27 protein-coding genes are annotated in these 26212 nt (G+C 32.5%); 7 read left to right on the forward strand and 20 right to left on the reverse strand.

The window, feature by feature from the left end:
* The first annotated feature begins 115 nt into the window (after window positions 1–115).
* The 5 genes from BKP37_RS17735 to BKP37_RS17755 are packed head-to-tail and all read left to right on the forward strand — an operon-like array spanning window position 116 to window position 5435.
* Window positions 116–1888, forward strand: coding sequence for an SLC13 family permease (locus BKP37_RS17735; RefSeq protein WP_084034861.1), 1773 nt, complete (start codon window positions 116–118; stop codon window positions 1886–1888).
* 26 nt (window positions 1889–1914) lie between these two features.
* Complete coding sequence (cysC, locus tag BKP37_RS17740; RefSeq protein ID WP_071310964.1) at window positions 1915–2517, forward strand: adenylyl-sulfate kinase; 603 nt, start codon at window positions 1915–1917, stop codon at window positions 2515–2517.
* 26 nt (window positions 2518–2543) lie between these two features.
* On the forward strand, window positions 2544–3698 hold the full coding sequence (gene sat / locus BKP37_RS17745; RefSeq protein WP_071310965.1) for a sulfate adenylyltransferase: 1155 nt from the start codon (window positions 2544–2546) through the stop codon (window positions 3696–3698).
* Entirely contained in the window at window positions 3691–4317 is a 627-nt protein-coding gene (locus tag BKP37_RS17750) for an acyltransferase (RefSeq protein ID WP_071311195.1), read from the forward strand. Before sat ends, BKP37_RS17750 begins: the two co-directional genes overlap by 8 nt.
* Window positions 4314–5435: a DegT/DnrJ/EryC1/StrS family aminotransferase gene (locus BKP37_RS17755; protein ID WP_245712563.1), complete on the forward strand. Its 1122-nt coding sequence runs from the start codon at window positions 4314–4316 to the stop codon at window positions 5433–5435. Before BKP37_RS17750 ends, BKP37_RS17755 begins: the two co-directional genes overlap by 4 nt.
* 6 nt (window positions 5436–5441) lie before the next feature.
* Here BKP37_RS17755 and BKP37_RS17760 read toward each other — a convergent pair whose 3' ends face one another.
* From BKP37_RS17760 to BKP37_RS21100, 3 genes are read right to left on the reverse strand one after another with little or no spacing between them, the layout of a single operon-like run.
* On the reverse strand, window positions 5442–6407 hold the full coding sequence (locus tag BKP37_RS17760) for a glycosyltransferase (protein WP_071310966.1): 966 nt from the start codon (window positions 6405–6407) through the stop codon (window positions 5442–5444).
* Window positions 6408–6453: 46 nt separating this feature from the next.
* Window positions 6454–6774, reverse strand: a complete 321-nt coding sequence (locus BKP37_RS17765; RefSeq protein WP_169823183.1) for a sulfotransferase domain-containing protein — start codon at window positions 6772–6774, stop codon at window positions 6454–6456.
* A gap of 40 nt (window positions 6775–6814) precedes the next feature.
* On the reverse strand, window positions 6815–6985 hold the full coding sequence (locus tag BKP37_RS21100; protein WP_139193183.1) for a sulfotransferase: 171 nt from the start codon (window positions 6983–6985) through the stop codon (window positions 6815–6817).
* 322 nt (window positions 6986–7307) lie between these two features.
* Between BKP37_RS21100 and BKP37_RS17770 the strand changes: the two genes are divergently transcribed.
* Entirely contained in the window at window positions 7308–8384 is a 1077-nt protein-coding gene (locus BKP37_RS17770) for a Gfo/Idh/MocA family protein (protein ID WP_071310968.1), read from the forward strand.
* Between the two features lie 226 nt (window positions 8385–8610).
* Here BKP37_RS17770 and BKP37_RS17775 read toward each other — a convergent pair whose 3' ends face one another.
* The 11 genes from BKP37_RS17775 to BKP37_RS17825 all read right to left on the reverse strand — a co-directional run bounded on the left by BKP37_RS17775 (window position 8611) and on the right by BKP37_RS17825 (window position 17249).
* Window positions 8611–9069, reverse strand: a complete 459-nt coding sequence (locus BKP37_RS17775; protein ID WP_071310969.1) for a DUF6395 domain-containing protein — start codon at window positions 9067–9069, stop codon at window positions 8611–8613.
* An 11-nt stretch (window positions 9070–9080) separates the two neighbouring features.
* The gene (locus tag BKP37_RS17780; RefSeq protein ID WP_139193176.1) at window positions 9081–9317 is read right to left on the reverse strand and encodes a hypothetical protein; all 237 of its coding nucleotides are present in this window, start codon (window positions 9315–9317) and stop codon (window positions 9081–9083) included.
* Window positions 9301–9711 (reverse strand): hypothetical protein, encoded by a 411-nt coding sequence (locus BKP37_RS17785; RefSeq protein WP_169823184.1) that lies wholly within the window; start codon window positions 9709–9711, stop codon window positions 9301–9303. The genes BKP37_RS17780 and BKP37_RS17785 overlap by 17 nt, the downstream gene beginning before the upstream one ends.
* Window positions 9712–9834: 123 nt before the next feature.
* The gene (locus BKP37_RS17790; RefSeq protein WP_071310972.1) at window positions 9835–10803 is read right to left on the reverse strand and encodes a glycosyltransferase family protein; all 969 of its coding nucleotides are present in this window, start codon (window positions 10801–10803) and stop codon (window positions 9835–9837) included.
* A gap of 26 nt (window positions 10804–10829) precedes the next feature.
* Window positions 10830–11531: a glycosyltransferase family A protein gene (locus BKP37_RS17795; RefSeq protein WP_071310973.1), complete on the reverse strand. Its 702-nt coding sequence runs from the start codon at window positions 11529–11531 to the stop codon at window positions 10830–10832.
* A gap of 43 nt (window positions 11532–11574) precedes the next feature.
* Window positions 11575–12915: a nucleotide sugar dehydrogenase gene (locus BKP37_RS17800; protein WP_071310974.1), complete on the reverse strand. Its 1341-nt coding sequence runs from the start codon at window positions 12913–12915 to the stop codon at window positions 11575–11577.
* 98 nt (window positions 12916–13013) lie between these two features.
* On the reverse strand, window positions 13014–13700 hold the full coding sequence (locus BKP37_RS17805) for a glycosyltransferase family 2 protein (RefSeq protein ID WP_169823185.1): 687 nt from the start codon (window positions 13698–13700) through the stop codon (window positions 13014–13016).
* An 87-nt stretch (window positions 13701–13787) separates the two neighbouring features.
* Window positions 13788–14438 carry a class I SAM-dependent methyltransferase gene (locus BKP37_RS17810; RefSeq protein ID WP_071310976.1) on the reverse strand — a complete coding sequence of 217 codons (651 nt, stop codon included), beginning with the start codon at window positions 14436–14438 and terminating at the stop codon, window positions 13788–13790.
* A gap of 27 nt (window positions 14439–14465) precedes the next feature.
* Window positions 14466–15467, reverse strand: a complete 1002-nt coding sequence (locus BKP37_RS17815; protein WP_071310977.1) for a glycosyltransferase family 4 protein — start codon at window positions 15465–15467, stop codon at window positions 14466–14468.
* 30 nt (window positions 15468–15497) lie between these two features.
* Window positions 15498–16190 carry a hypothetical protein gene (locus BKP37_RS17820; RefSeq protein WP_084034863.1) on the reverse strand — a complete coding sequence of 231 codons (693 nt, stop codon included), beginning with the start codon at window positions 16188–16190 and terminating at the stop codon, window positions 15498–15500.
* A gap of 15 nt (window positions 16191–16205) precedes the next feature.
* The gene (locus tag BKP37_RS17825; RefSeq protein ID WP_071310978.1) at window positions 16206–17249 is read right to left on the reverse strand and encodes a CgeB family protein; all 1044 of its coding nucleotides are present in this window, start codon (window positions 17247–17249) and stop codon (window positions 16206–16208) included.
* A 524-nt stretch (window positions 17250–17773) separates the two neighbouring features.
* On the opposite strand from BKP37_RS17825, the gene BKP37_RS17830 reads away from it, so the two are divergent.
* On the forward strand, window positions 17774–18016 hold the full coding sequence (locus tag BKP37_RS17830; protein WP_071310979.1) for a DUF4372 domain-containing protein: 243 nt from the start codon (window positions 17774–17776) through the stop codon (window positions 18014–18016).
* Between the two features lie 84 nt (window positions 18017–18100).
* Here BKP37_RS17830 and BKP37_RS17835 read toward each other — a convergent pair whose 3' ends face one another.
* The 6 genes from BKP37_RS17835 to BKP37_RS17860 form a co-directional block, all read right to left on the reverse strand.
* A complete protein-coding gene (locus tag BKP37_RS17835) occupies window positions 18101–19384 on the reverse strand; it encodes a glycosyltransferase family A protein (RefSeq protein ID WP_071310980.1) in 1284 nt (427 codons plus the stop codon).
* A gap of 258 nt (window positions 19385–19642) precedes the next feature.
* Window positions 19643–20674, reverse strand: coding sequence for a pseudaminic acid synthase (pseI, locus tag BKP37_RS17840; RefSeq protein ID WP_071310981.1), 1032 nt, complete (start codon window positions 20672–20674; stop codon window positions 19643–19645).
* A gap of 3 nt (window positions 20675–20677) precedes the next feature.
* Complete coding sequence (gene pseG / locus BKP37_RS17845; protein WP_071310982.1) at window positions 20678–22138, reverse strand: UDP-2,4-diacetamido-2,4,6-trideoxy-beta-L-altropyranose hydrolase; 1461 nt, start codon at window positions 22136–22138, stop codon at window positions 20678–20680.
* Window positions 22139–22147: 9 nt separating this feature from the next.
* Window positions 22148–23920: a cytidylyltransferase domain-containing protein gene (locus BKP37_RS17850; protein ID WP_071310983.1), complete on the reverse strand. Its 1773-nt coding sequence runs from the start codon at window positions 23918–23920 to the stop codon at window positions 22148–22150.
* A gap of 110 nt (window positions 23921–24030) precedes the next feature.
* A complete protein-coding gene (gene pseC / locus BKP37_RS17855) occupies window positions 24031–25230 on the reverse strand; it encodes a UDP-4-amino-4,6-dideoxy-N-acetyl-beta-L-altrosamine transaminase (RefSeq protein WP_071310984.1) in 1200 nt (399 codons plus the stop codon).
* A gap of 13 nt (window positions 25231–25243) precedes the next feature.
* Window positions 25244–26191 carry a dTDP-glucose 4,6-dehydratase gene (locus BKP37_RS17860; protein WP_071310985.1) on the reverse strand — a complete coding sequence of 316 codons (948 nt, stop codon included), beginning with the start codon at window positions 26189–26191 and terminating at the stop codon, window positions 25244–25246.
* Window positions 26192–26212 lie beyond the last annotated feature (21 nt).

The following is a 26212-nucleotide window of genomic DNA, read 5'->3' on the forward strand; positions in this document are numbered from 1 at the left end:
TATGACTAGAGCGATCATTAAGCCCATTTCTGTAGCACTTACTAATAACATTCATACATAAATAGTAATGAATTTAAAAAACTGTAATTCTTAGTTGAAATGAGTGATCACAAAATTGGTCATTATAAGCGAAGCTGTCTTGACAAGTATTCTATTAATCAGCATGTTTGTTTTATTAATCAAAGAATGGTATACCCCGGAAGTAACCGTCTTTATTACTCTAGCGGCATTAATGGTTACTGGCATTTTATCAATTGAAGAGGGGTTAATTGGATTTTCAAACCCCGGTGTACACACAGTAGCCTTACTTTTCATCATAGGATCAGCCGCCTATAATAGTGGGGTACTAACGATTATTTCAAATAAATTTTTATCAAAATGCACGAAAAATTCAACGACACTAATTAGAATGATGGTTCCCGTATCAATTATTTCAGCATTTATGAACAATACACCGATCGTTACGATGCTAACACCAACGATTCGCAGTTGGGCGAAGAAACAATATATTGCCCCTTCTAAGTTCCTCATACCATTATCGTATGCAGCTATTCTCGGTGGAACAATCACCCTCATTGGCACGAGTACAAACCTAGTCATTGACGGATTATTAAAACAAAAAGGGTTAAGTGGATTTTCTATGTTTGATTTTATTTATTTTGGAATCCCGATTACCATTGCAGGTATTTTTTATATTAGTTTTTTCGGTCACTATCTTCTTCCGAACCGTACTATTACTGACCCGGTTGACCAACTAAATAAACAATATATTTTTGAATGTATCGTACCAGCTCAATCATTATTAATTGGTAAAACCCTTCAAAAAGCAAAGCTTAGAGAGCTACACTACCTATTTTTAATTCAAATACACCGACATAACAAAAAAATTTCTCCACCATCAACCTTTGAAGTAATACAAACTGGAGACAAACTTATTTTTTCGGGGAATGCCTCTAGTATGCTGTCGCTAACGAAAACTAAAGGGTTAAAGTTATTGTCGGATGTTGGTCGCAATGTAACAGATCAGCTGAAAGATAGTCTATTAATAGAAGTGATTGTTTCAGACTCCTCTCCACTTATTGATAAAAAAATTAAAGAAAGTCATTTTCGCTCTAAATACAATGCAGCAATTGTAGCTGTACAAAGAAAACAGAAAAAAATTACTTCTAGTATCGGTAACTTTATCGTGAGGCCAGGAGATACACTTCTATTATTAACAGGTGAGGATTTCATTAAAACTTGGTCAACATCAGAAGACTTTTATCTCATTTCACCAGTTGATTATCAAAAACCCAATTATCCTAACAAAATATATATCATTAACAGTGTTCTTATCGGTGTCATTTTATTTGCATCCTTCCAGCTACTCTCTATATTACACGCTGCTCTTATCGGAGTAATTATTCTTTTTCTGACGAAGTCTGTTAGTGTATCTGATGCCAAAAAAGCAATTAACTGGAATGTGCTTGTTTTAATGAGCTCTTCGATTGGGATTGGAGCAGCCTTTGAAAAAGCCGGTCTCGCATCAACAATCGCTACTTTCTTTTCGCAAACTCACACGATTGTAGGCTTATTTGGGATTGCGATTCTCTATTATGTAACGACTACTATCCTTACAGAAATCATTAATAACATCGCTGCAGCTACATTAATGTTTCCAATTGGTTTTTCACTTGCTACTGAACTTGGAGCTGATCCGTTATTATTTGCGATGATTACAGCGATTTCAGCTTCTTGTAGCTTTATTACCCCTATTGGTTACCAAACAAACTTAATTGTTTACGGACCAGGGGGCTATCGTTTTACTGATTATGTAAAGGTCGGCATCCCCTTAAGTCTGTTATGCATGATTATTACAGTGACAATTGCAGTTCTATATTGGGGCTGAACTTAGCGAAAGAAAGGTGAACAATAGTGGAAAACAATTCAAATATTAAGTGGTACAAACAATCCGTGACCAAGCTGGATCGGCAAAAAGCAAACAATCACAAAAGCTTTGTTATCTGGTTCACGGGCTTATCTGGATCTGGGAAGTCTACTATAGCTAACGCCCTTGAAATCGAGTTATTCAAACGTGAGGTGAAAACATTTTGTTTAGATGGCGATAATGTTCGTCATGGATTAAATAAAAATCTTGGATTCTCAGATGAAGATAGAAGGGAAAACATTCGAAGAATTGCTGAAGTTGCTAAACTAATTGTCGATGCAGGTGTAGTTGTACTTGTTAGTGTGATATCACCCTTTTCAGAGGACCGAAACGAAGCTAGAAAACTTTTAGGAAATGATGAGTTTTTCGAAGTATTTGTAAAGTGCCCATTAGAAGTTTGTGAAAAACGCGACCCAAAAGGATTGTACAAAAAAGCAAGAGCCGGTCACATAAAACAATTTACCGGAATCAGTCAGCGCTACGAACAACCAACCAATCCAGATTTAACGATAGACACTTCAAAGCTTACTGTAAACGAATCCGTAACGACAATACTCTCATTTCTTAATAAGCACCTCGAAATAAATTAATTTTAGAAAGACAAGGAGTGAAGACAATGCAGATAAGTATCCCCCATGGCGGTTCACTCATTAATCGAATCAATCCAAATTATGACTATTCTCACATTAACAAAGAAATTGAATTAGATGAAATAGCTTTATCTGACTTACAATTGATCGCCACAGGCGTTTATAGCCCTTTAACAGGGTTTCTATCGCAAAGAGATTATCAGTCTGTTATTGACAAAACGAGGCTTCCTAATGGCTTTATATGGAGCATTCCAATTACCTTGCCGACAGATGAAACGACCGCAAAAAAACTAGCGCTTGATGAGAAAGCAAGACTAACTTACAAGGGGAAAGTATATGGAATGATAGAAATAAATGAAATCTACAAACCTAACAAACTTGTAGAAACAAAACGTGTTTACCAAACAGAAGACCTCGCCCATCCAGGTGTAAAAAAACTATTCTCGCGAGGCGATGTGTATATAGGTGGGCCAATCACACTAGTAAACCGCTCTATCCTTCATAAATTTCAACAATATACATTTGACCCACTAGAAACGAGAAACACCTTTAAACAAAAAGGGTGGAAAACCATTGTCGGCTTTCAAACTCGTAACCCAGTACATCGAGCTCACGAATATATTCAAAAAACAGCTTTAGAAATTGTTGATGGCTTATTTTTAAATCCCCTTGTGGGGGAAACGAAAGCCGATGATATACCCGCTGATGTTCGCATGGAAAGCTACGAGGTGCTTTTAAACAATTATTACCCTAAAGATCGAGTTTGTTTAGCCGTCTTTCCTGCAGCCATGCGCTATGCCGGACCAAAAGAAGCCATCTTTCATGCAATTGTCCGTAAAAACTATGGCTGTACGCACTTTATCGTTGGCCGCGACCACGCTGGAGTCGGCGATTATTATGGAACGTACGATGCCCAACGTATCTTTGATCAATTTACAATTGATGAACTAGGCATCACTCCCCTCTTTTTCGAACACAGCTTTTATTGTAAGAAATGCGAAAACATGGCCTCAACGAAAACATGTCCACACAAAAAAGAAGACCGATTGATCTTATCTGGGACAAAGGTAAGAGAAATGTTAAGAAATGGAGAGGTTCCCCCGACCGAGTTTAGTAGGAGAGAAGTGATTGAGGTGTTGATGAGGGGGAATGAAAAAAAAGGAAGGTGTAGTTATGAATAACTATAGAATTTATCAGAATGTACAAATTGGTAATAACGTTCAGATTGGTGATTATGTAATTATTGGATTACCACCAAATGGCAAACAAGATGGAGAGTTACAAACTGCCATAGGCGATCATTCAATCATTCGATCCCATACAGTTATCTATGCTGGTACTAAAATAGGATATAACTTTCACTCAGGTCACCAAGTAACCATACGTGAAAATACAGAAATAGGGAGTAACGTTAGTATTGGTACAGGGACATGTATTGAACATCATGTAACAATTAATGATAGCGTAAGAATTCACTCTCAAGCCTTTATTCCTGAATATACAATCCTAAAAAATAATAGTTGGATAGGTCCGAATGTAGTAATTACAAACGCTAAATATCCTAATACCGCAAAAACAAAATCAACATTAAAAGGAGCAATTGTAGAAGAAAATTCTATAGTAGGTGCAAATTCCACCATATTACCAGGAGTAAAGATTGGGAAAAACTCAATAGTTGGTGCCGGTGCTGTTGTTGTTGAAGATGTGGCTTCAGAAAAGGTGGTAGTCGGTAACCCAGCCAAAATCATAAAAAATATAAACCAATTAGAAATTTATAAAGAAAAAGGTGATAAAAGTTGAACACTATACCTTTTATGAATTTAACAGATTGCTATAAAGATATTAATCAAGAGATCTCAAAGAAAATTCAGGAAATCATTAATAATGCTAATTTTATAAACGGTGATGAGGTTACAAAATTTGAACAAGAATTCGCGAGTTTTTGTAATGTGAATTATGCTGTTGGTTGCGGAAATGGAACAGATGCGTTAATTCTTACTTTAAAAGCATTAGGAATAGGTAAGAATGATGTTGTTGTTACTGTTCCTAATACTTTTATTGCTACTAGTGAAGCAATCAGTGCTGTTGGTGCAAAACCAATGTTTGTTGATATTGAAGAAGATACGTATACGATGTGCCCTAAAAAGTTACTTTCTTTTTTAACAAACAATAATAAAGTAGTAAAAGCTATTATTCCAGTCCATTTATATGGTCAAATGGCAAACATGGAAGAAATCACAAAAATAGCAAAACAGTTTAATCTTAAAGTTATTGAAGATGCGGCACAAGCACATGGGGCAAAAATAAATGGTAAAGGACCTGGTGAATACGGCGATGCAGCAACATTTTCATTTTTCCCCGGTAAAAATTTAGGTGCTTTTGGAGATGCTGGTGCAGTTGTTACCAACAACAAAGAATTAGCAAGAAAAATCAAAATGCTTTCTAATCATGGTAGAAAAGAAAAATATTTGCATTTAATTGAAGGATACAATAGTAGGCTTGATACCCTTCAAGCAGCAGTATTAAGAATAAAATTAAAACATCTAGATAAATGGACTAATATGAGAATAGAAAAGGCTCATCAATATACTAAAATACTAGAAAATGAACAAGAAATAATAGTACCGAAAATTAGACCAAATTATAAAAGTGTATATCATTTGTACGTAATTAAGTTAAATAAAAGAGACAAGGTTATTAAATATTTGAGCAAACAAGGAATATCAACCGGAATTCATTATCCGATTCCACTACACCTTCAACCTGCTTATCAATACCTTGGTTATAACGAAGGTGACTTTCCTTTAGCTGAGCATACAAGCCAATCTATTCTTAGCTTACCTATGTGGCCAGAGTTATCTGTAGATAAAATAATAAAGGTTTGTCTAGAAATTAACAAAGCTTTAAAAAGCACATGAACTTTTTCATGTGCTTTTTTTATCAGCTAAAAATTCTTCGATGTATTGCACAAAATTTTTAGCACGTACTTTATTTGTATGGTGGGTATGAACAAAGTTATATCCATTATTTATAATTCTTTCCCTTTCAATTTTATTCTCACTGTAATATAGAGCCTTCTTATAAAAGTTGGATATATTACAAGCAACAAAATTTTCTCCATCCTTGAACCCTAGTTCCAATATATCAGGATTAGGTTCAGCTAAAAGTAGAGTTTTACACCCTAATGCTTCAAAGAATTTAATAACAGGATATTGAAATACTCCTCCACAAGTAAAAAAAATTTCCGAGCGATTTAATTCTTTAGCAAAATTTTCATTAACCATCTTTGTACTAGAAGTTAAATGTCCTGGATGTTTATTAAATTTAAAACCTTCTATCGATTTCATCTTTTCATATACTGCATCTCTAAATCTATATCTCCCTTTTGGCGGATGCTTTACATTATTATAATGAACTAAACCCATCAATAGAAACTTAATATCTTTTTTTAACTTCCAATCTTTTATCACATTAGGGTTTATTGAAAAAGGAATCCATCTATGTTTCTCCTTAAATTCTGGAAATGCATGTAAGAATGGATGCTTAGTTACAGAGAAAATTAAATCAATATTATTTGTAATAAAGTAATTTCTTCGCTTTTCCTTATTCCAGTGAATATCGATAACAAAACAACCTTTAGGTATGTTAATTTTATCTAAATCACTTATTTTTGGAGCATAGTGTCCATTCCAAGCAAAATCATAATGCAAAATAAAATCTGGTGTAAATTTAAACTTCTTTAAAATTTCTATTATACTCCCATCATTATGCCAATAATAAACATCAGCAAATTCTTCTAAAGCTTTTATCATTTCATACTTTTGTTTATGTTTTGGAAATTTCAACCCGAATTTTTTTATAAGAATTAATATTTTTACTTTATTCTTCATTAGACTACCCTCTCCCCTTTCATTCCTAACTTAAAATTATATTCCTCTATTGAATATCCGGAATTTCGAAACCAATACATCGCTTCCTCTTATTTTTAAAACTTGCAACTATTTCCTCATGAATTGGATCCTTCCAGCGTTCAACCCAAGTATTCTGAATTTTTTCTATTGGTTTATAAGGAAGTAGTTTCTCTGAAGTAAAATCACGTGCATTAGAATGTTTATCATAATTTAATAGAATACTATCTTCAAAAGGAACACCAATAAAGTTAAAAAGCTTAGTTAATGTAGCAACAGGATTATTTACTAGTTCTTCATATTTAAATAAATAGTGTTTTGGATGTTTAAATGAATAAATACTCTTCATACATCGGAGACCATACCTTTGGGAAATTAGTTTTGACAGTTTATCTGGATGTTTTTTTAATTCTGAAAGCGTCTTTGTAAAAAAAATATGTTTCATGTCCACAAACAATATATTTAGAAGAATCTAATAGACACCTTAAAAGAGTTGAACCTGCCCTAGGTAAACCACCAATAATAATCCTTTTCTTAAACTTTATTTCTTTAACCAGGATGCCCTCCCTCTATAAGTACTGATATATCAACAGTTTTAGCAGTTGTTGAGTCAAAAAATTTTTTTTCAAACACGACCTTTAACAGTATTTTAAAACATGTGAAAATACACTAATATATGGTACGCTTCGTGGTCACTACTTGAAGAATGATAATTATCTGAATTTTCTTCTCCCTTTTATTCTATGTTAATTAAATTTTTCAGATACAGTACAAGGGTACAAAATATATATAAAACAGATAAAAATAGTCATCTATTATACCCTTTTCTTATTTTATCCATATAAATAGATATATAGGATTATTTTATTTGGGGGTAAGTATATGTCTAATTCGATAAAATTTGCTATTTTAGGCTGTGGAAGAATTGCAAAGAAACATATTGAGGCTTTATCTAAATTAGAAAACACGAAAATAGTTGCTGTTTGTGACATACTAGAAAATAGAGCAAAAATAGTTAGTAACCAACTTCAAGTCCCATACTATACAAATTACGATAAAATGCTTTTAAATGAAGATATTAACGTAGTTAGCATACTAACTCCAAGTGGGTTACATGCTGAACATACTATTGACATTGTAAAAAAATACAAAAAACACATTGTATGTGAAAAACCAATGTCTTTAAACTTAGAGGACGCTGAGCGTTGTATTAAAGTATGCCAGGAAAATAATGTGAAACTATTTATTGTTATGCAAAATCGCTATAATACTGCTATTCGAAAACTTAAAGATACTATAACTGATAATCGATTTGGAAAAATTGTACTTGGTACTGTTAGAATTCGATGGAAAAGAGATCAAAATTATTATGATCAGGACGAGTGGAGAGGCACATGGGATTTGGACGGTGGGTGTATCACTAACCAAGCTTCTCATCATATCGATTTATTACAATGGTTACTTGGTGAACCTATAGAAGTCATAGCAAAAACTGCTACTCGTCTTTTAAATATTGAGGTTGAGGATACTGGAGTTGCAATATTAAAATTCGCTTCTGGAGCATTAGGTGTAATAGAAGTTACTACAGCAACACGACCCAAAGATTTAGAGGGCTCTATATCTATCTTAGGTGAAAAAGGAAGTGTTGAAATAGGGGGTTTTTCTGTTAATGAAATGAAAACCTGGTTGTTTGAAGAAAAACATCCTGATGATGAAAGTGCCATTTCAATTAAAGAAAATCCAGAAAATGTCTATGGGTTTGGACATATTAGTTATTTAAGAGATGTCGTGGATGCAATAAAAAATAATAAGAGCGCGCCAGTAGACGGCGTTGAAGGTAAAAAATCACTAGAAATTATTCATGCCATTTATGAATCAGCAATAACTGGTAAAACCGTTTATTTAAAATATCAGCCAAAGAAAAGTCCGTTAGGAAAAAATAGTACTAAAGATAACTAAGTGAGTGAATTTCATAATTACCTAAATCGAGCCATAACAAACTATATGTAGTTGCGAATGTTTTAACGCAACTACATATAGTTTGGCGATAACAATGAATTATGAAATTCAATAAAGTGATAAAATTAAAAAACATAAGGATTTCCTCTCTTTGGAAAACCCTTATGTTTTTTAATTTTATAGTGTTGATATTGAAAATACAGTTTTCATATTTTTGATATCACTATCACTCATCATACCAACATATTTTACTATTTTTTTCGATTATGTCCATTTGATATTTTGGAATAATAAATTCTTCAGCGTGAGGATACCATTTATGCATCCAATCACAATTTAAAATATCCCCACGCGTCTTTTGTTTTAATAGTTTCATCTGAATGTGGTTTCCGTTATAATTAGTCGTAATATAGCTTAGAACATTTCCAAAGGCCATGTAAGGGGTTTTCATAACATTTTGTACATCCTTTATTTTAAATAACCTATCGAGATAGCTATACTCTAAAGGATTTCCTTTTATTACTTTTTCTAACAGACTTTTTCTAAAGCATTTATAACAATTCATATATGGTTTGTTTACCTTACCGTAGTGACAATGATGAGCGATGTGGTTGTAGTTTGAATTCAGCACAATTTTTAGAGTGCAAACTTCTGTTAAGCCAACTACCGGTAAATTGAAAGGCATATCTACGGCTTCTAGTAGATTCCCCCAAATTGAAATAAAATCAGTTTCACGACATTATTTAAATCCTTCATATCCGATTCGTAACCTTCTTCAAGGGTATGTCCATTTGATAAACTGTCAAAATTATAATAGTCTGCTAACAAAATCGCCCCAGCAGAATCAGCTAAAAACGTTGTATAAGTTGCTGGACTTCGTACAAATTCCAAATCAGACTTAATTTTGTGAACTTTTCTACCTTGCTTTCCCAAAAAAATCACTGGCATAATACGCAGGTTCTTTATTAAGCTTAGATTTCCTTTTATTACGATTATTAGGATGAATTCTATCAAAGTAAAACAAATGAGTATCTGGTGGTAACAAAAGCATTGCTGCTGTTGAATCACCACCACTATATGTTAATGCTGATACAGCGTTTTCTTTTGCTTTTCTCGGAGATAAACTATTATTAACGGGGGGAATATTCTTGCCAGTAAATTGATTGAATTGCTTTTCAAAATACTTACTCACTCCTATTGGCAGATGAATTTCTGGACCACAAAATGGATAAATAATAGAAATAGTAGCTAGTGCTAATAAGTCTGAATGAATGGAGCTTAGTGTCCAATCTTTAGGCATATGAATTTGAATTGTTTTCATATCCATTTGTATTGTTTTTATTTTTTAAAATTTATTAATAAGAATAGGATATGATAATTGATCTAACTTACTAGGTAAAGAAGTGATTTTCAATATTCCATTTTGTAAGTCATATTGGACTTTTATTTTTCATCCCTCTTTCTTTTCGATGAATTCCTTTATATAGGCTATCATTTCCTTCGCGCGAATTTGGTTCGTATGATTTTCTTGTACAAAATTGTATCCATTTTCAGTTATAATTTCTCGTTCTGATTTATTTTCACTATAATACAATGCTTTTTCGTAAAAATTCTCTTTTGAACAAGCTACAAAATTTTCCCCGTCTTTAAATCCAAGTTCTAATATATCTGGATTGGGCTCAGCTAAAAGTAATGACTTACATCCTAATGCCTCAAAATATTTCATCACGGGATAACGAAAAACTCCACCACAAGTAAAGAAAATTTCAGAACGATTAATTTGTTTTGAAAACAATTCCTTTACTAATAAATTTGGAGAGGGTTTTGCTCTATGACCAGGATGTTTATGAAAAACAAATCCATCCATGCTTGTCATCCTCTTTAAAACCTCTTCTCTAAAAGGATATCTTCCTTTAGGAGGGTGCTTCACACCTTTATAATGAACGAGACCCATTAAAAGAAATTTAATATCTTTTTTTAATTTCCAATCCTTTACTATACTTGGATTTATTGAAAACGGTACCCACCTAAATTTCGATTTATACTCAGGGAATTTTTGTAAAAAAGGGTGTTTCGTCACAGAGAATATAAGATCTAATTTACTTGAATTAAAATATTTTTTTCTCCTACGAGGAAACCAATGTGTATCAATCACAAAGCCCCCTTTTGGAATACCGACTTTATTTAAATTAGTAATTTTGGGCGCAAAAAAATTATTCCAGGCATCTTCATAATGGAGAATAAAGTCGGGTTTAATATTAATTTTTTTCAGAATATCTAAAATACTACCATTTCTCCCCCAATAATAAACATCTGCAAATTCTTCAATCGCTTTAATCATGTCGTATTTTTGCCTATGCTTTGGGTGGTTTTTTGCAAAATTTCTAATTAAGACTAAAATTTTTAGTTTATTTTCCAAAACAGCACCTCCAATAAAAATTCATGCTACATAAACTCAGCTAATATTTTAGCTTTTAAAGAGTTATCTACGTTTTCCCGACTATTCCAAATTTCATTGGAATTCCTATGACTAAATTTTGAAGATTTATTATGACCATGAATAGTTATTACATAGTTTTTTTTGTTTATTATTTCATGTTTAAATTTTATCGCTCCTGGATGACCACCCACTAACTTCTTTCTATGACCAATTTTATATTCGCCAGTTTTGTAAATTAAAGTATAAAAAGGTGGTGATTTCCGAAATGTTTCTTTTAGAAGACTTCTGTTAATATCGAATATATAACCTCCTTTATTAATCAAGACTTCCGTACTTGGTTTCGGATTATAATCATGAAGTTGTTGAATATATGTTTTATGATACATATCATCAGAATCTAACCTTACTAGATAGAAGTAATCTGACCCTTCGATATAATTATTTATTTTTTTATTAGCCTCGGTATCTGGTGAAAAAATGATATTCTCAGGTAATTCAGGATATTTATTTAACGCATTTTTAATAATTCCCCCGGTTTGGTCATCGAAACGAAGTATACAAAGAAAATCTTGACTCGTTTGATTTTTTAATGATCTCAAAGTGAAATTTTGAAAGATTTTTATTCTAGCCTCAATCCACTTCTTAGTTTTTCCTTTCGGTACGTTTCTATTATTAAACATGATATTAATAACAATTTTTTTTGCCACATATAGCACCTCTTTAACTTTAGATTTGTCTATTTATTAATTTTTATATTTTTATACTTGAATCGCCAATCGTAACGATATTTGAACAATTTACCCTTTTAAACGCATTCCTCGTATCAATAATCATATTTGCATTTTCTGCTATTGCTTGGTAGTTAAAAACATCATGATTGGTTAGTAATAAAATACAATCGTACTCTTGTAGTCTTTCATATTTCACTTCAATTGAGCACACTTCATTACCAGCTTTATCAATAAACTTCGTTGCATGAGGGTCATAAAACTGAACGGAAGCGCCTTTTTCTTTGAGGATTTCATAGATTTCTAAACTAGGAGATTCGCGTAAATCATCTATATTTGGCTTGTATGCCATTCCTAGTAGTAGTATTTTTGAACCTTTCACTGATTTTGAAAAATGGTTTAGTTCATTTACAACTTTACTTATCACAAAGTGGGGCATTTTCATATTGATTTCTTGAGCCAATTCAATATGGCGGCAATAAAACTTACTTTCTTTTGCTTTCCATACTAGATACATAGGATCAAGTGGAATACAATGTCCGCCAATTCCTGGACCTGGCATAAATGGCATAAATCCGAAAGGCTTTGTACTAGCTGCTTCAATGACCTCCCATATGTTGATATGGAGTTTTTCGGATAACATCGCCATTTCATTAATAAAAGCAATATTTACACTGCGAAACGTATTCTCTAGCAGCTTTGTCATTTCTGCTACTTTTGGAGACGATACAGGATACATCGTACTGATCGCATCTTGATATAAAGTCATCGCAAGTTCCGAACACTGCGGGGTTGTTCCACCTATTACTTTTGGAATATTTTTAGTTTTAAATTGGTGATTTCCAGGATCTACTCGCTCTGGTGAAAAGCAAAGAAAATAATCTACTCCTACTTTGTACCCTTCTAATTCTAATTGCTTTTCAATTAACTCTTCAGTAGTTCCTGGATAGGTTGTGCTCTCTAAAATAATCAGTAATTCTTTGTGCATATATTTTTTAATTTCTGTAACAGCTGCTTGGATATAATCGATATTCGGTTGTTGATATTTAGTTAGGGGAGTTGGAACACAAATACTTATCGCATCTACTTCTTTAAGAATGGAATAATCAGTCGTTGGAATGAAGTTTTGAGCAGAAATTGCTGTATATACATCTTCACTAGCTACGTCTGATACGTACGATTCACATTTTTCTAGCCTTTTTACTTTTGATTGATCTATATCAATACCAAAAACTTGGTAACCTTTTTTGGCTAATTCAATTGCTAAGGGGAGTCCGACATAACCTAGCCCGATTACAGCCACTTTTGCATACATAGTAAGAAATTTTTCTTTTAAACGATAGAATGCTTCGCTTTTCTGCATAACCGAAACCCTTCTTTCCTCTTTATTACCAAAAGTTCGTATGTTTCAATATCGTATGCAATGGTAAATATTTCTGATAGGTACAGAGGGTGAATTTTCTAATTTCCGACGATAAATGGTCTAAAATCATCTACTTTTCTTTTTACGGTTTTACAACGCTCTAAAATTTTTTCTGGTCGCTTTTTCCATGTATGGTGAACAGGATCCCTACGAATACAACAATAATTAAAGCGATTACCTGAATAAACTTTTAAACCAATAGCTGCACAACGTTGTAAAAAATATAAATCCGACCCTACCTTTTGATCTGGAAACTGCACTTTGTTAAACACTTTTTTTCGTATAACAAAAGTAGATCCTGCCACATACCGCTTACTTCTATTTTCTTGATTAGGAACGTGAATGGTTAATAGTTTCTTGTCAGGGAAATACATATATATTGTTCTTTTTCCAATGATATCGGCACCTGTTTTATTGAATAATGATAAGGAATCTTCAATGTAATTAGGTGCGTAATAATCATCATCGTCAAACTTAGCTACGTATTCGTATTTTGCCTTTTTAACAGCAAAGTTTAAACAACTTCCTAATGTTGTCGTTTCCGGCAGTTGAAAAATCGAAACATTTGAATAATGTATCGCTTCTGCTTTCCATTTGTTAATATCCATATTATCTCGATTTAAGACAATGATTAATTCCTTTTTTTTCACTTTTTGACGGTCATAATTTTGAAAAACTTTTTTTAAACAATGTTGTCGATTCGTACATGTGATAATCGAGATCACAAATAACACTCCTTTCATAGAAAAACTTCCCTTATCAACAACTTATGTTAATAAGGGAAGTTTTTCTTATGTCCATACCTACTATATTTAATTAATTAATTGGTTGGTTTTACTACTTAATTTCTCAAATAAGTAAAACTCAGACTTTGATGTTTTTTTTCTTTTCTTAAATTCAAAAGGATATTTATTTTTTATCTTCTTAACCAGTTTGAAATCTTTTTGATTACTATCAATCCATTTCGTAAACTCCCTGTGCCTGACATGGTTGTTTTGTTTTGTATTATAATTAGAAGAATAAATTAATACATATTTTTTTGAAGTATTAAATAAGTCTGTCATATATTTATGATAAATCTCATCTTCTATTAAATGATAAATGACATCTAAAGAAATAGTTAAATCGGCTTTAGATAATTTTTGATTAGTATCAAAACATAAAGGATCATATAAACAAAATTGTTTCCTACTGTCATTTGCAAACATCTCTTCACATTTTTTAATCGTATATTTAGATACGTCTAACCCAATGTAATTAGAATATTTACATAGCTTTAACTGATTACCGTCCCCACAACCAAATTCAATCACATGATTAATTTTAAATTCTCTTATTATTGTATTTATCACTTCTGCTTTAAATACTGCTAACTTCCCATAAGAACCCGGACCCGATGTCCCTCCACTTTTATATCTATCTTCCCAATAATTGCTGGAGCCTGGAAATTCATTATTTTCCATCTAAATCATCCCCATATTATTTTTATCTCACATATATTTGGAACTATTAATTATCACCTTTTTAAATAGTTTCAAATGTTCTTCACCACTTTTCTTCCAAGAAAATCTTGCTGCATGATTGATCCCTTTTGTTGCTAATTGTTCACGTAGTTGGGTTTCTTCTATTAATCTTTTCATCTCTTTTTGCATTTCTGAAATCGACTTAGGATTTACTTTAAGCGCTGCATCACCACTTATTTCTGCACATCCTGTTTGATTACTTGTCAGAACAGGGCAGCCACATGCCATTGCTTCAAGAATTGGAAGACCAAATGTTTCACGAATAGAAGGAAACATAAAACCAAGGGCTCCACGATACCATTTCGCTAATTCGAGTGGCAATATTTCTTTCGTAATGATATGAAGCCCTGGAATTTTCCATCTAGTAATATCTTCTGAAAATCCAGGTAATATAGCCATTAAGTTTGGACGCTTAGAAACAGGTAGTTTTGAGTATGCAACAAATAGTCTGGGAGAATTTTTTAGTGGCTGATATTGAGCAACGTGAAGAAAATAAGGTGTTTTTTGAATTGGTTTTTCACCATTCGGATGAAAGATTTGTTGATTTACACCATGATATATCGGACATACTTTATCGGGCGTAATATCAAATGCTGAACATACTTCTTCTGCACCATATTTTGACACAGTAACAATAGCATCTACCTTTTCTTTAAAGCTTTTCCAATCATCAATTAATAATTGTTTCATCCTTCTTTCGCGTGAGTGTAATTCCTTCTCTGGTATTGAAAAGACTCTAACCCCATGAACAGTTACAACAACAGGGATATCAGCTGTTCTCAATACGTCAGGAATTCTACGCATTCCTAATCCAGGATCCCAAATTAAATCACAACGATTAGGAATAGACCCATTTTCGGAAACACGAACTAATGTAACTCCTACCTTTTCAAGTTCACTAGTAACATTTTGCTGATAAATTCGCAAACTGATTGGATCTCTAGGTCTTGTTACAACAGCTATTCGCAATGTAATTTTCCTTTCAATAAAATTTTTACATTAAAATTTTTTTAACTTCTTATCAATAAATGATTGTACATTTTCGATTCGATGTGTTGGATGTTGACCAATTTTTTCGTTTAGTTGATAAACGAAGGGATTAGGGTCCTTCACTAAATCTTCAAAATAGACATCAATGATATCATTTTCAGGTATTCCGAATCCCCCCCTAAATAGCTTAAAGTTTTCATAATAACGCGACAGAATTTTATCAGCTTTACTTTGAGAAATACGATCTCGATGTGCGAGCGACTTTACTGAAGATTGATATGGTCGATGAACAAACACATACGTAATATCGGATGAGATTTCTTGAAAATAAGGTTGCAAATATTCATACGTGATTAATAGTCGAGGATCTTTTAACCCCCATACCGGTTTCACTTGTTCTTTAAAAAAAAATCGTATCGTTCGGGGATTAAAACTAACAGATTTTATCGCCTCTTTTGTTGGTGGTTTATGCCAAGAACCTCCTGCTTTTCGTAGTATTTGATGATTGAGTCTCATAAAATGAACATTCTCAAAGAGTCCTTTTGGATTGAAATCTCTCGCTCTAATTAATTCATCACCCATATTAATCCCTAAGTGATGCATAATTCCAGCTGTTGCACTTGAGCCTGAACGATGTAGAGCCATTACGATAAATAATTTATTTTTTTTCAATCTATCACTTACATTATTGGACTGCTTCACACATTAAACTCCCCTCTAAACTTTATTTTCCATTACATACATCAATAACTGAATAAGTCGTACATGATATCTATGTTTCATGTACGTTTTTGTATAACCATTTCTCGCAATCTCTTTTCTTTCTTGATCATGTTCTAAATAATAGTTAATTTTCTCTATAAGTTCATTTGGTGTAGAAAAGATTTCTATTTCTTTTTCCGGGATATAAAAGTTTGTTAAGTCTTTTCGAATATCGGTTAATTGAAACGCTTGACAGGCGGCGATTTCAAATGTCCTAGGATTAATAGAAGCTGCTTCAATATTGGATTCGTTTAAGTTAAACTTCTTGTCATCTGCTGATCTATGAATATTTAGAACTATTTTTGCACCATTATAATAGGTTGCTGCCTCTATAGGGGAAATCCAGGTATGACGAACACTGCCTTTAATTAGTGAGTAATTTTTCATCTTTCTCCAAAAGTTTCCGACTATTTTAGTGTTTTTATTGCTTAAATACGGAACAATTTCATCAAATAGCTCAATTCTGCTTGAAAATGCATTCCCTACGAAACAAATGTCACTTTGATACAATTTAGGGATTGACCCGCTCTTAGGCTCAAAAACTTTCTCGTAAACTCCTAACGGAAGGTATGATACATTTCTACACCCTATACTTTGATAATATGGAACACAATTTAATTCGTTCGTAAATACATAATCAAAAGCACGAGCAGTTTCGCTCATTATATCAATAATATATGGATCATCCCCTGTCCATAATGCTGTTGTGACCCCTAAATTAGTAAAACTTTTTACTTTTTCCTTAGAAAGATATCTACCTAATAATACAAGGATTAAATCTGGTTGATGTTTTTTAACCAAATATTGTATATCACCATTTGGACTCACTACATAAAGTTCTTTCACCAAATCATCTATAGTTCTAATCACATACTTATCTATATCTTTAAACGGACCGTTTCTACCCCCGCCAGATTTCACAAAAAGTACTTTCAAATTTCGGAGCGACGATAAATGAGAAACTGTATTGTCCTTCGTTGTAAAATTTAAAAATTTCATTATTTTTCTGCTCCTTCAACATAACTTCCAATAATGATTTCGCCTTTCTCACATACGTAATTATTACAAGATATGTAGGTATGAAGTGAATAGTTACTTTTATTACCCTCATTTATGTTTATAACTTAATGAAATTCATCATTCATAATCCGTGCCACTAGGATACTAAATCTAGTTACATTTAACCATCCGTAACTAGATTTAGGTTGATGTGGCTCGTTTTTTTGCAACTTCACTTATCTAAATAATTTAAACGATAGTATACTAGTAAGATGCTGAAACTTTTCTTTACTACATTTTATTTTTTATCAATATTATTGTATGCTAGGTTTTTAGTTTTGAAGTGGACTAGTGTCGTTATGCTAAGAAAATAGGTGTTTTCTATTTATTATTTCATTAGCTTTGCATAAAAATATTTTCTAATTGTCAAGCATTTTTATGAAAAAACTTGTTTAAAGGCAAAAAAAAACCTTATAATTAGGTTTGGTAGTTCTGTCCAAATCCCAAAATATAAGGAGTTACCCATGGACAAGAATACCATAAAATCTACAATTAATGAACTACTAAAAGCTATTGATGAACAAACTCTTTCCAAACTAATTAATGTTATTGATCTCGATAAGTTCGTGAAGAAACTAACCGCTTATAAGTTTCTTCAATTATTGATCATTGCACAATTGAACGAGACGAAAAGCTTAACTCGGCTATTTCGATTCATAAGCTCCCCCCTTATTAAATATTGTAAAATGGGAAGTTGCAAAAAGTAATTTCAGGACAGTAGCCTATCTGAAATGCTTCTCTTAGCTAGACAAAAAATAGAACAAAAAGGACAAATAAATTCGTTCTATTTTTCACTTTTGAAATCCCCAATTTATTGGGGCGCCTTGGTTTAATACATTAGCTTCATTTTGGCTTAGTTGAATTACTTTACTAGTAGTTAAATTAAGTCTCCTTAATATATTCATATCAATTAAATGTAATTGGTTTTCCATACTTAAATAATATCCTGAACCTATCTGAAACACCAAATTATCTGGTAGAAGATAATTTGGATTAAAAACCGCTTCTATTGGTTGCCCCTCTTTAAATAAAGATAGTAAATCAGGATTAACAGTAATAATTTCTGCTACTTTAAATCCAAATCTTTTAAAAGTTCTAGGCTCTATTAATCTTTTTTGATTATTTTCAAGATAATAGATTTGATTGGTATTCGCACCCTTTATAAGCCTTTGGTTAGGAAAAAACTCTGGATTTGAAAGTGCAGATTGATCAACCTCTGCCCCTAATGGGTATTTAAAGAGCAAAGGGTCAGTAACATCGACAATATTAGATCTATCGTATTTTAATGCTTTGAACATTTCGGAAGTCAATTTCCGCCTTATTTTTCGATCAATTACATATATTTCAGGAGACAGCCCTTTTACTAACGTTCCATTTGGAATTTCATTCGGTAAAAATCTATTTAGTAATTGAAAACACTGCGGTGCCTTGACCGTCTGATCTAACACATGCGGAATCGGGTAAAATGGTTGAAATTCATTTAATCGCATCCAAAATACCGCGTCACCATTATGCCAACACTCTGGGTTATCATCCCAATAGCTCTTATATTTTTTGAATACTTTCTCAGCTATCCTTCTTGTATGCAGCACTGAACAATGGTCAACGACATTTGCTGCTTTCTTTAATACTCTTGAAGCATTTCTCTTTCTTTCTGAAACGATTTTTAATTGTTCGTTTAAAATTTGAACTTTTTGGCTTGAGTAGACAATATCAATTGAAGGATGCTTATCTAAATATACTGTCATTACTTGTAAACGATTAGGTAAATAGACCGTGTCATCTGTTAAATACGACAAGTATTTCCCTTTCGTAATCGAAATTGCTTGATTAATGAGTGTGGCATATCGCGTTGTTTTGTGGCGATCTTCATCTTTTACACCGCTATTAATATAATAAATACGATTATCACCTAAATATGACTGAATTATTTTTGCTGTTTCGTGATTAGATGAATCATCCATAACAAATAATTCCCAATCTTTCATTGTTTGATTTATAACACTTTCAATTGCTTTACCCACAAAATTTGGTCTATTATAGCTAGTCAAAATAATTGACACTTTTGGTGGCATTGATTCGCTCTCTCCCTATTTTGTAATTTATATTCCCGGCGTTTTTTTGAAAATTGTTCCACAAAAGGTCATCTCTCATATTAGAATATGAGAGATAACCTTTTGTGGAACAATTAATTAAAACTACTTAGGATTGAGATGCCGCCTCTAAAGCTCAGTTTTTAAATTTCTACTCCCCGAAACATTTCTAATAATAAATGATAAAAATAGAGAGAGCGTTGGAAAATAGTTGTAGCATTTTTGTCTGATAGATCCTTTTTATATGAAATCCCAACTAATCGGTGTTCCTTTAACAATATCCCATTTGGCTTTTTTCCCAATAATAGTGCCAATATATTTAGGACTCAAACCATAACCTGGCCTTATTGATCTAACGTTTTCCTCATTAAAAACTTCTCCTTCATTAATATCTGTTACAACAAATAAAGAGCGAGAAAACTCTCTGCTTTTTAACTTTTTATCCGTGAGTCCATAATCTACTTTACCTAAAGCTTTTTCTGCATCTCTCACTGAATCAACAAGCGACTTAAATTCTTCTTTGTCTAATGAAAAGCTAACATCTGGTCCACCTATAGATTTATCTAATATGAAGTGCTTCTCTATGACTCTAGCTCCTAACGCCACTGATACAACTGGTACTGTTACCCCTGAGGTATGATCTGATAATCCTACTTCAACATTAAATGTTTCTTTTAAATTTTTCATTGTTAATAGGTTTGCATCTTCAATTTTTGCTGGATATGCAGATGTGCATTTTAACAAAATTATCTGTTCATTACCCACACTTCTACATGCTCGTACTGCATCTTCAATCTCACCAAGAGTTGCAATGCCAGTAGAAAAAATTACAGGTTTCCCTTTAGATGCTATATATTCAATCAGAGGAATATCCGTTATTTCAAATGACGCTACCTTATAGGCGGGTACGTTTATACTTTCTAACAAATCAACTGCTGTTTTATCGAAAGGACTTGAAAAACAAATCAAATCAAGTTCATTAGCATAATTCATTAACTCTTTATGCCACTCCCAAGGAGTATGCGCTTCTTTATAAAGATCATATAGGGTTCTTCCGTCCCAAATTGTCCCCTGATCCAATCTAAAGTACTCATTATCACAATCAATAGTTATTGTATCCGCAGTGTATGTTTGTAATTTGAATGCATCTGCCCCAGCGTCTTTCGCTGCTTTTATTGTTTCTTTTGCAATCGTTATATCGTGTCCATGGTTCGCTGACATCTCTGCGATTATTAATACTTTTTTTGAAATATCGAATTTGTCAATACGCATTTATCATACTCCTTTGTTTAATGAATAAGTATATTTAAGCATCCCATTATCATTTTCACATAGTAAAAATCCGACTTTTTCAAAGAGTTTTTTTGATGCAATATTCTTGTCTGATATAAAGGCTATAATATTATCTAACTTATTTCGTTCATCACTAATTAGCTTTATACTCTCAATTAGGAATTGTTTACTTAATCCTTTGCCCATAATTGACTTACACAAGCTTATACTCACAGTTGCTGAATGACCCTCTACCTTATATCTCAGTTGGCCTAAAAAATTATTAGTACAATCCGTCACCACATAAAAAACATTCTGATCGGACTTTATAGTGTTTTCAAACCAAATAATATGTTCTTCCCAACTAATTTTTTTAGTATTAATAGACCATTTTCTAACATAATCTTCATTAGATAAATTAAAAACATCACGAATATCTTCTTCCCTAATTTCCCTTAAAAAATAGTTATCCTCAATAAGCTCGCCCCGAGTTAAAGCATCGATAATCCGTTTAGTACCTAATCCATCGATAACTTTATTATATTTACTAACCAATTCGTTCCTATTGCCGAAATCCATCATTTTCTCAAATCCAAGTACTATCTTTTCTTTTAATAACGCATCGTTATAATCAAGAATCCTTTCAACTAGATTGAATTCTTTTAACCCAGAAACATTATTACTCTGATTTTCCGCAACTTTTATTGGTATAAAGGGTGTTTGTGTAGCCATTAACTCATAAATTGTCTGGCCTGCTGCTGTAATAGCAATATCCGATTTTAACATAACTCTTTTCATTTCTTCAGCTGTAGCATTCTCGTAAAGTTTTGTATTCTTAGAACTAAATCTTTTAATCTCATCTATATTTTTAAACGCATTTCCGATTACTACATTAAATATGATGTTTGGATATCTACTACTAAATTTGTTTAATATGATAGGCGTTAGATTGTGTATATCTGATCCACCAAGGGTAATTAGAACTTCTTTAACTTTAGTTTTTTGGGGCTCTCTCTTCACTTGAATAAAAGGTGTTCTCAAAATAATAAACTTATGTCCAAGTAAATAGCAGTTAGTATCATTTTTAGGATACGTAACTACATTACTACTAAGAGACGGATTAACAACTACACCCCTTGGGTATTTAATCCGTGCATTATCATCAATAAACAAACTTTTTTTTGCACGATTCGAAATCACTTTATATAAATCTTCAGTAGCTAAATATGAATCAACGATACAATAGTCACTTTCTTTAATATAATAATTTAAAAAGTCAGTCGATAGCCAATTGGCTAACTTAAATTTCTTGTTCTTAATAATCTCAATATCGTTTGTATCCCCATATATAATAAAATCAACTTCAATGCCTCTAGCCTCTAATTCATCATATAAAGAACTACATCTAGATATATGCCCTAACCCTTTTTGACGACCACCTTCAGTTAAAATAATTACTTTCATATCCCTTAGTTAACAGTCCTTAATTTTAGTTACTTCATGCAACTTATTTATCAATTCTTTATCAGTTTTATATTTTAGGGTTAAGTGGCTGTTAATATTAGCAATTTGAGGATTATCATCCAAATACTCGAAGAGCTTATCTATTGAGTATTCTATATTTTTTTCTTTTAAGTAGCGTTCAATCTCATTAAAGAGTGTTAGATCTTCTTGATAATCTAATGTCAATCTATAATTTCTACACCATTTTTCCGGTAAATCAACTTTATTCAGCTTAAAATGATCTGGGTTATTTTGAAAATACCACGTCATATACTCTGAATAATTGGCTTCTTGGAAATAACTTTTCACTTTTTCTAATGCGTCTACATTAATTATTTCGACACTTGTTCCTACAGCAGCTCCTTCTCCAGATGTGTAATCAGCACCCTTTAAAAAGTGTGACATAAGTAAGTACTGACAAATATCATTTGAAACATATGGGCAGTCTCCCGTCACACGTATGATTATGTCAATTTTAAGACTTCTAGCTATCTCTAAATACCTATCAATGACATCTTCAGGGTTACCTCTATGAAATATTATATCATCCCTGTAATTATGATTCTCTAACACTGCATCTTCATCTTCAGTTGAAGTGGCCAATATGGTATAATTTACATTTTCAAATTTCAAAGTATTTTTTAAACATAGCTCTATTGATGAATAATCACCTATAGGCAATAATGCTTTTCTGGGTAGCCTCGTTGACTTTAACCTACAAGCAACAATGACTGCTATAGTTGCTTTTTTAAAGTCTTCAAGCTTAAGTGTCTCTCCTTTAGTTTTATCTGTAGCTAATATATTAAAGTTCTGCAACGCTTTTTCCAATTCTTTGGTATTTAAGCCTGTATTACCTGATCTTTTGTAAGATATCTGGCTTCCTGAAATTAAACTCCCCTTTTTTACATTTTCTGTCAAAGTAGGGATTTGTATCGTATTTTTTAAATATTCCTTTTCTTTATTTGTAATAAACGGCATAGATAACAATTCAGAATAATTCTTCTGTAGTTTAGTATATCTATCATATTGTTCTACAGTCACACTTGAAAACATATCATACTTTGTTTCTAAACTGCTATGCATAATGTGCTTCTCAATAACGTCAGCACCTAGTAATGTAGCAATAATAGGTAGTAAAATTGTATCTTCACTGCGCCCATCAACATGATCTGCAAAAACAATACGGTTTTTAAAGTTAGCTTTTAGTTCCTTTATTTTAGATAACCCGCTGTCACTGAGTTCAGTGGGATAGCTTTGAAAGCCTAGTTCAATAAGAATTTCTTCTGGTCTAATTAGTTCCTTAATTTCAGAAATCCTTTCTTTTATTTGTGTAATATCATAAGCAGATATGTTTATAATAACTTTTTTATTAGTTAAATTGATTAACGATAGCGCATTTAGTACTCGTTTATTGAACAAAACTGATGCTTGTAACTTTATACCTGTAATGTTTGATATGTTATTCTTGAGTATTTGAACTCCATACTCATCAAAAATGTCTAACCATATATCCTTAGTTTCATTTGCTTTGTTAATGATGACATTCCAGTCTTGCTCAGTGATAAAAATTGACTTATAAATGTCATAATACTCATAGTCTTCTGTAGCAATTTTATTATATTTAAATGGTTGGAATTTAACTCCAAACCCTTTTTTATAATGTGAGTACTCGTCTAATAACGAGTGAATGTATTCAACACTCCCACCATGTGTGTTCGCAATTTCAATAATATTGTATACCATAATTACCACTCCTAAGAACTTCTCATATAAGGCATTTCCAAATAAATAATGGATCAGTATGACGGTCTATTATTTTTAAAACAATGCCTAAATTTAATAGCTAGAAATTTTCACTTAGTGTAAAAGCTAAAAACTTTCTGAACTGCTCGAATAACATCCTTCACATCATAAACAGTCATTGCTGGATAAAGTGGGAGTGTGATAATTTCCTCATATAACTTTTCCGCATTTGGACAAGTCCCTCTTCGATAACCCATTGTTTTATAATAAGGTTGAAAATGAACGGGAATATAATGAACATTAACGCCGATGTTTTCTTTCATCATTGCTTCAAAAATATCTTTACGTCCTACCGATAATCGCTCTAGGTTTAAACGGATGATATATAAATGCCAGCTCGAGTTCCTTTCTCCACTTTGAAAAGGAATAGTAATTCCGGTAATATGTTGAAATGCATTGTTGTACATTTCTACATATTCCTTTCTAACTTCGATAAATCTTTTTAACCTGTTTAATTGGCTTAAGCCTAATGCCGCCTGGATATCTGTCATTCGATAGTTATAGCCTAGAAATTGCATTTCATAATACCATGACCCTTGATTTTCGGTTAACTTAGAACTGTTTCTTGTAATCCCATGACTTTTAAATTGGATAAGTTTTTCATAATAATGCTCGTTGTTGGTTGTTATAACCCCACCTTCTCCGGTTGTAATATGTTTTACCGGATGAAAACTAAACATCGTCATGTCACTAATAGATCCAACCCTACTACTTTTATATGTTGCTCCTAATGCATGTGCAGCATCTTCAATTACAACAAGATTGTTTTCCTTAGCGATCGTAACAATTTCATCAAGGTCTGCAGGTTGCCCTGTAAAATCAACGGGAATAATTGCTTTTGTTTTTTCTGTAATGAGGGTTCTGACTGATTGAGGAGATATGTTGTATGTGTTTGGATCGATATCTGCAAATACTGGCTTTCCACCTTGGTAGAGAATACAATTAGCACTTGCAACAAACGTTAATGGAGTAGTAATTACTTCATCGTTTTCTTGAATACAAGCTGCAAAACATGCTCCATGTAATGCAGCTGTCCCATTCGCAAAAGTTACTGCATACTTTGCATCCACAAACTTTGCGATTTTTCTTTCAAACTGCGAAATAGTAGGTCCAGTTGTTAAATAATCACTTTTTAATATATCTACAACCGCTTGAATATCTTTTTCATCTATCCATTGTTTTCCATAAGGGAGGTAAGTGTCTCTAATGGGTTCTCCACCATGAATAGCTAATTTTTCTGTATTTTTCATTTTACACCCCTTATTAAATAAGGTTTGTCGACTTGATCCAATCTTCTGTTCGTCTAATCCCCTCTTCTAAACTAACTTTTGGTTCCCACTCTAGTAGTTCTTTAGCCTTCTCATAATTACATAGTAATTTTGGGATTTCACTTTGTGGATGTATGTGTTTAACGTGTTGAATTTTAGCATCATCTTTCAAAATCAATTTTGCTAAATCGTTAATCGGAACATCACTACCTAATCCTGCATTAATAATTTCTCCATTTACTTTTTTAGAATATCCAGCTTCAACAACAAAGCGAGCACAATCTTCTACATATAAGAGGTCACGAGTTTGAGTTCCATCGCCATAAATTTGTACAGGTTTCCCTTCTAACTTCCGTTTGATAAAGATTGCAACAACCCCCCCTTCTCCACCTGTTTTTTGAAATGGACCATACGTATTAAAAGGACGAATAACTACTACAGGAAGATCATATGCATAATAATAAGACAAGACCATATTTTCAGCCGCAATTTTTGATCCTGCATATGGTGATGCCGGCTTCACTAAGTCTGTTTCTTTAATTCCATTCAAATGTTTGGCCTGATCATAGACCATACATGTGCTCATAAAAACAATTTTAATATGATGCTTTTTGCATTGTTCTAACACGTTGAAGGTTCCAATAGTATCATTATCAAACGTCGTTTTCGGATCAACGATACTGTCTTGAACGTTAATACTTGCACCAAGGTGGTAACAAAGATCAAACTGAATAGTTGAAAATAACTGTTCAAGAATTACAACGTCTTTAATATCACCCTTAATAAATTGGGCAAAATAATTATTCCTTTTAAATTCCTGAATATTTTTTTCGCTACCATTTGAAAGATCATCCAATACCCAAACTTTGTGACAATCATCAATTAATTGCTTTACAACCCACCTACCTATGAACCCTGCTCCACCTGTTACGAGAACATTCAATAAGCCATCCCCTTTCTTTGA

Origin of the sequence: Anaerobacillus alkalilacustris, from assembly GCF_001866005.1 — a bacterium.
Taxonomy (GTDB): domain Bacteria; phylum Bacillota; class Bacilli; order Bacillales; family Anaerobacillaceae; genus Anaerobacillus; species Anaerobacillus alkalilacustris.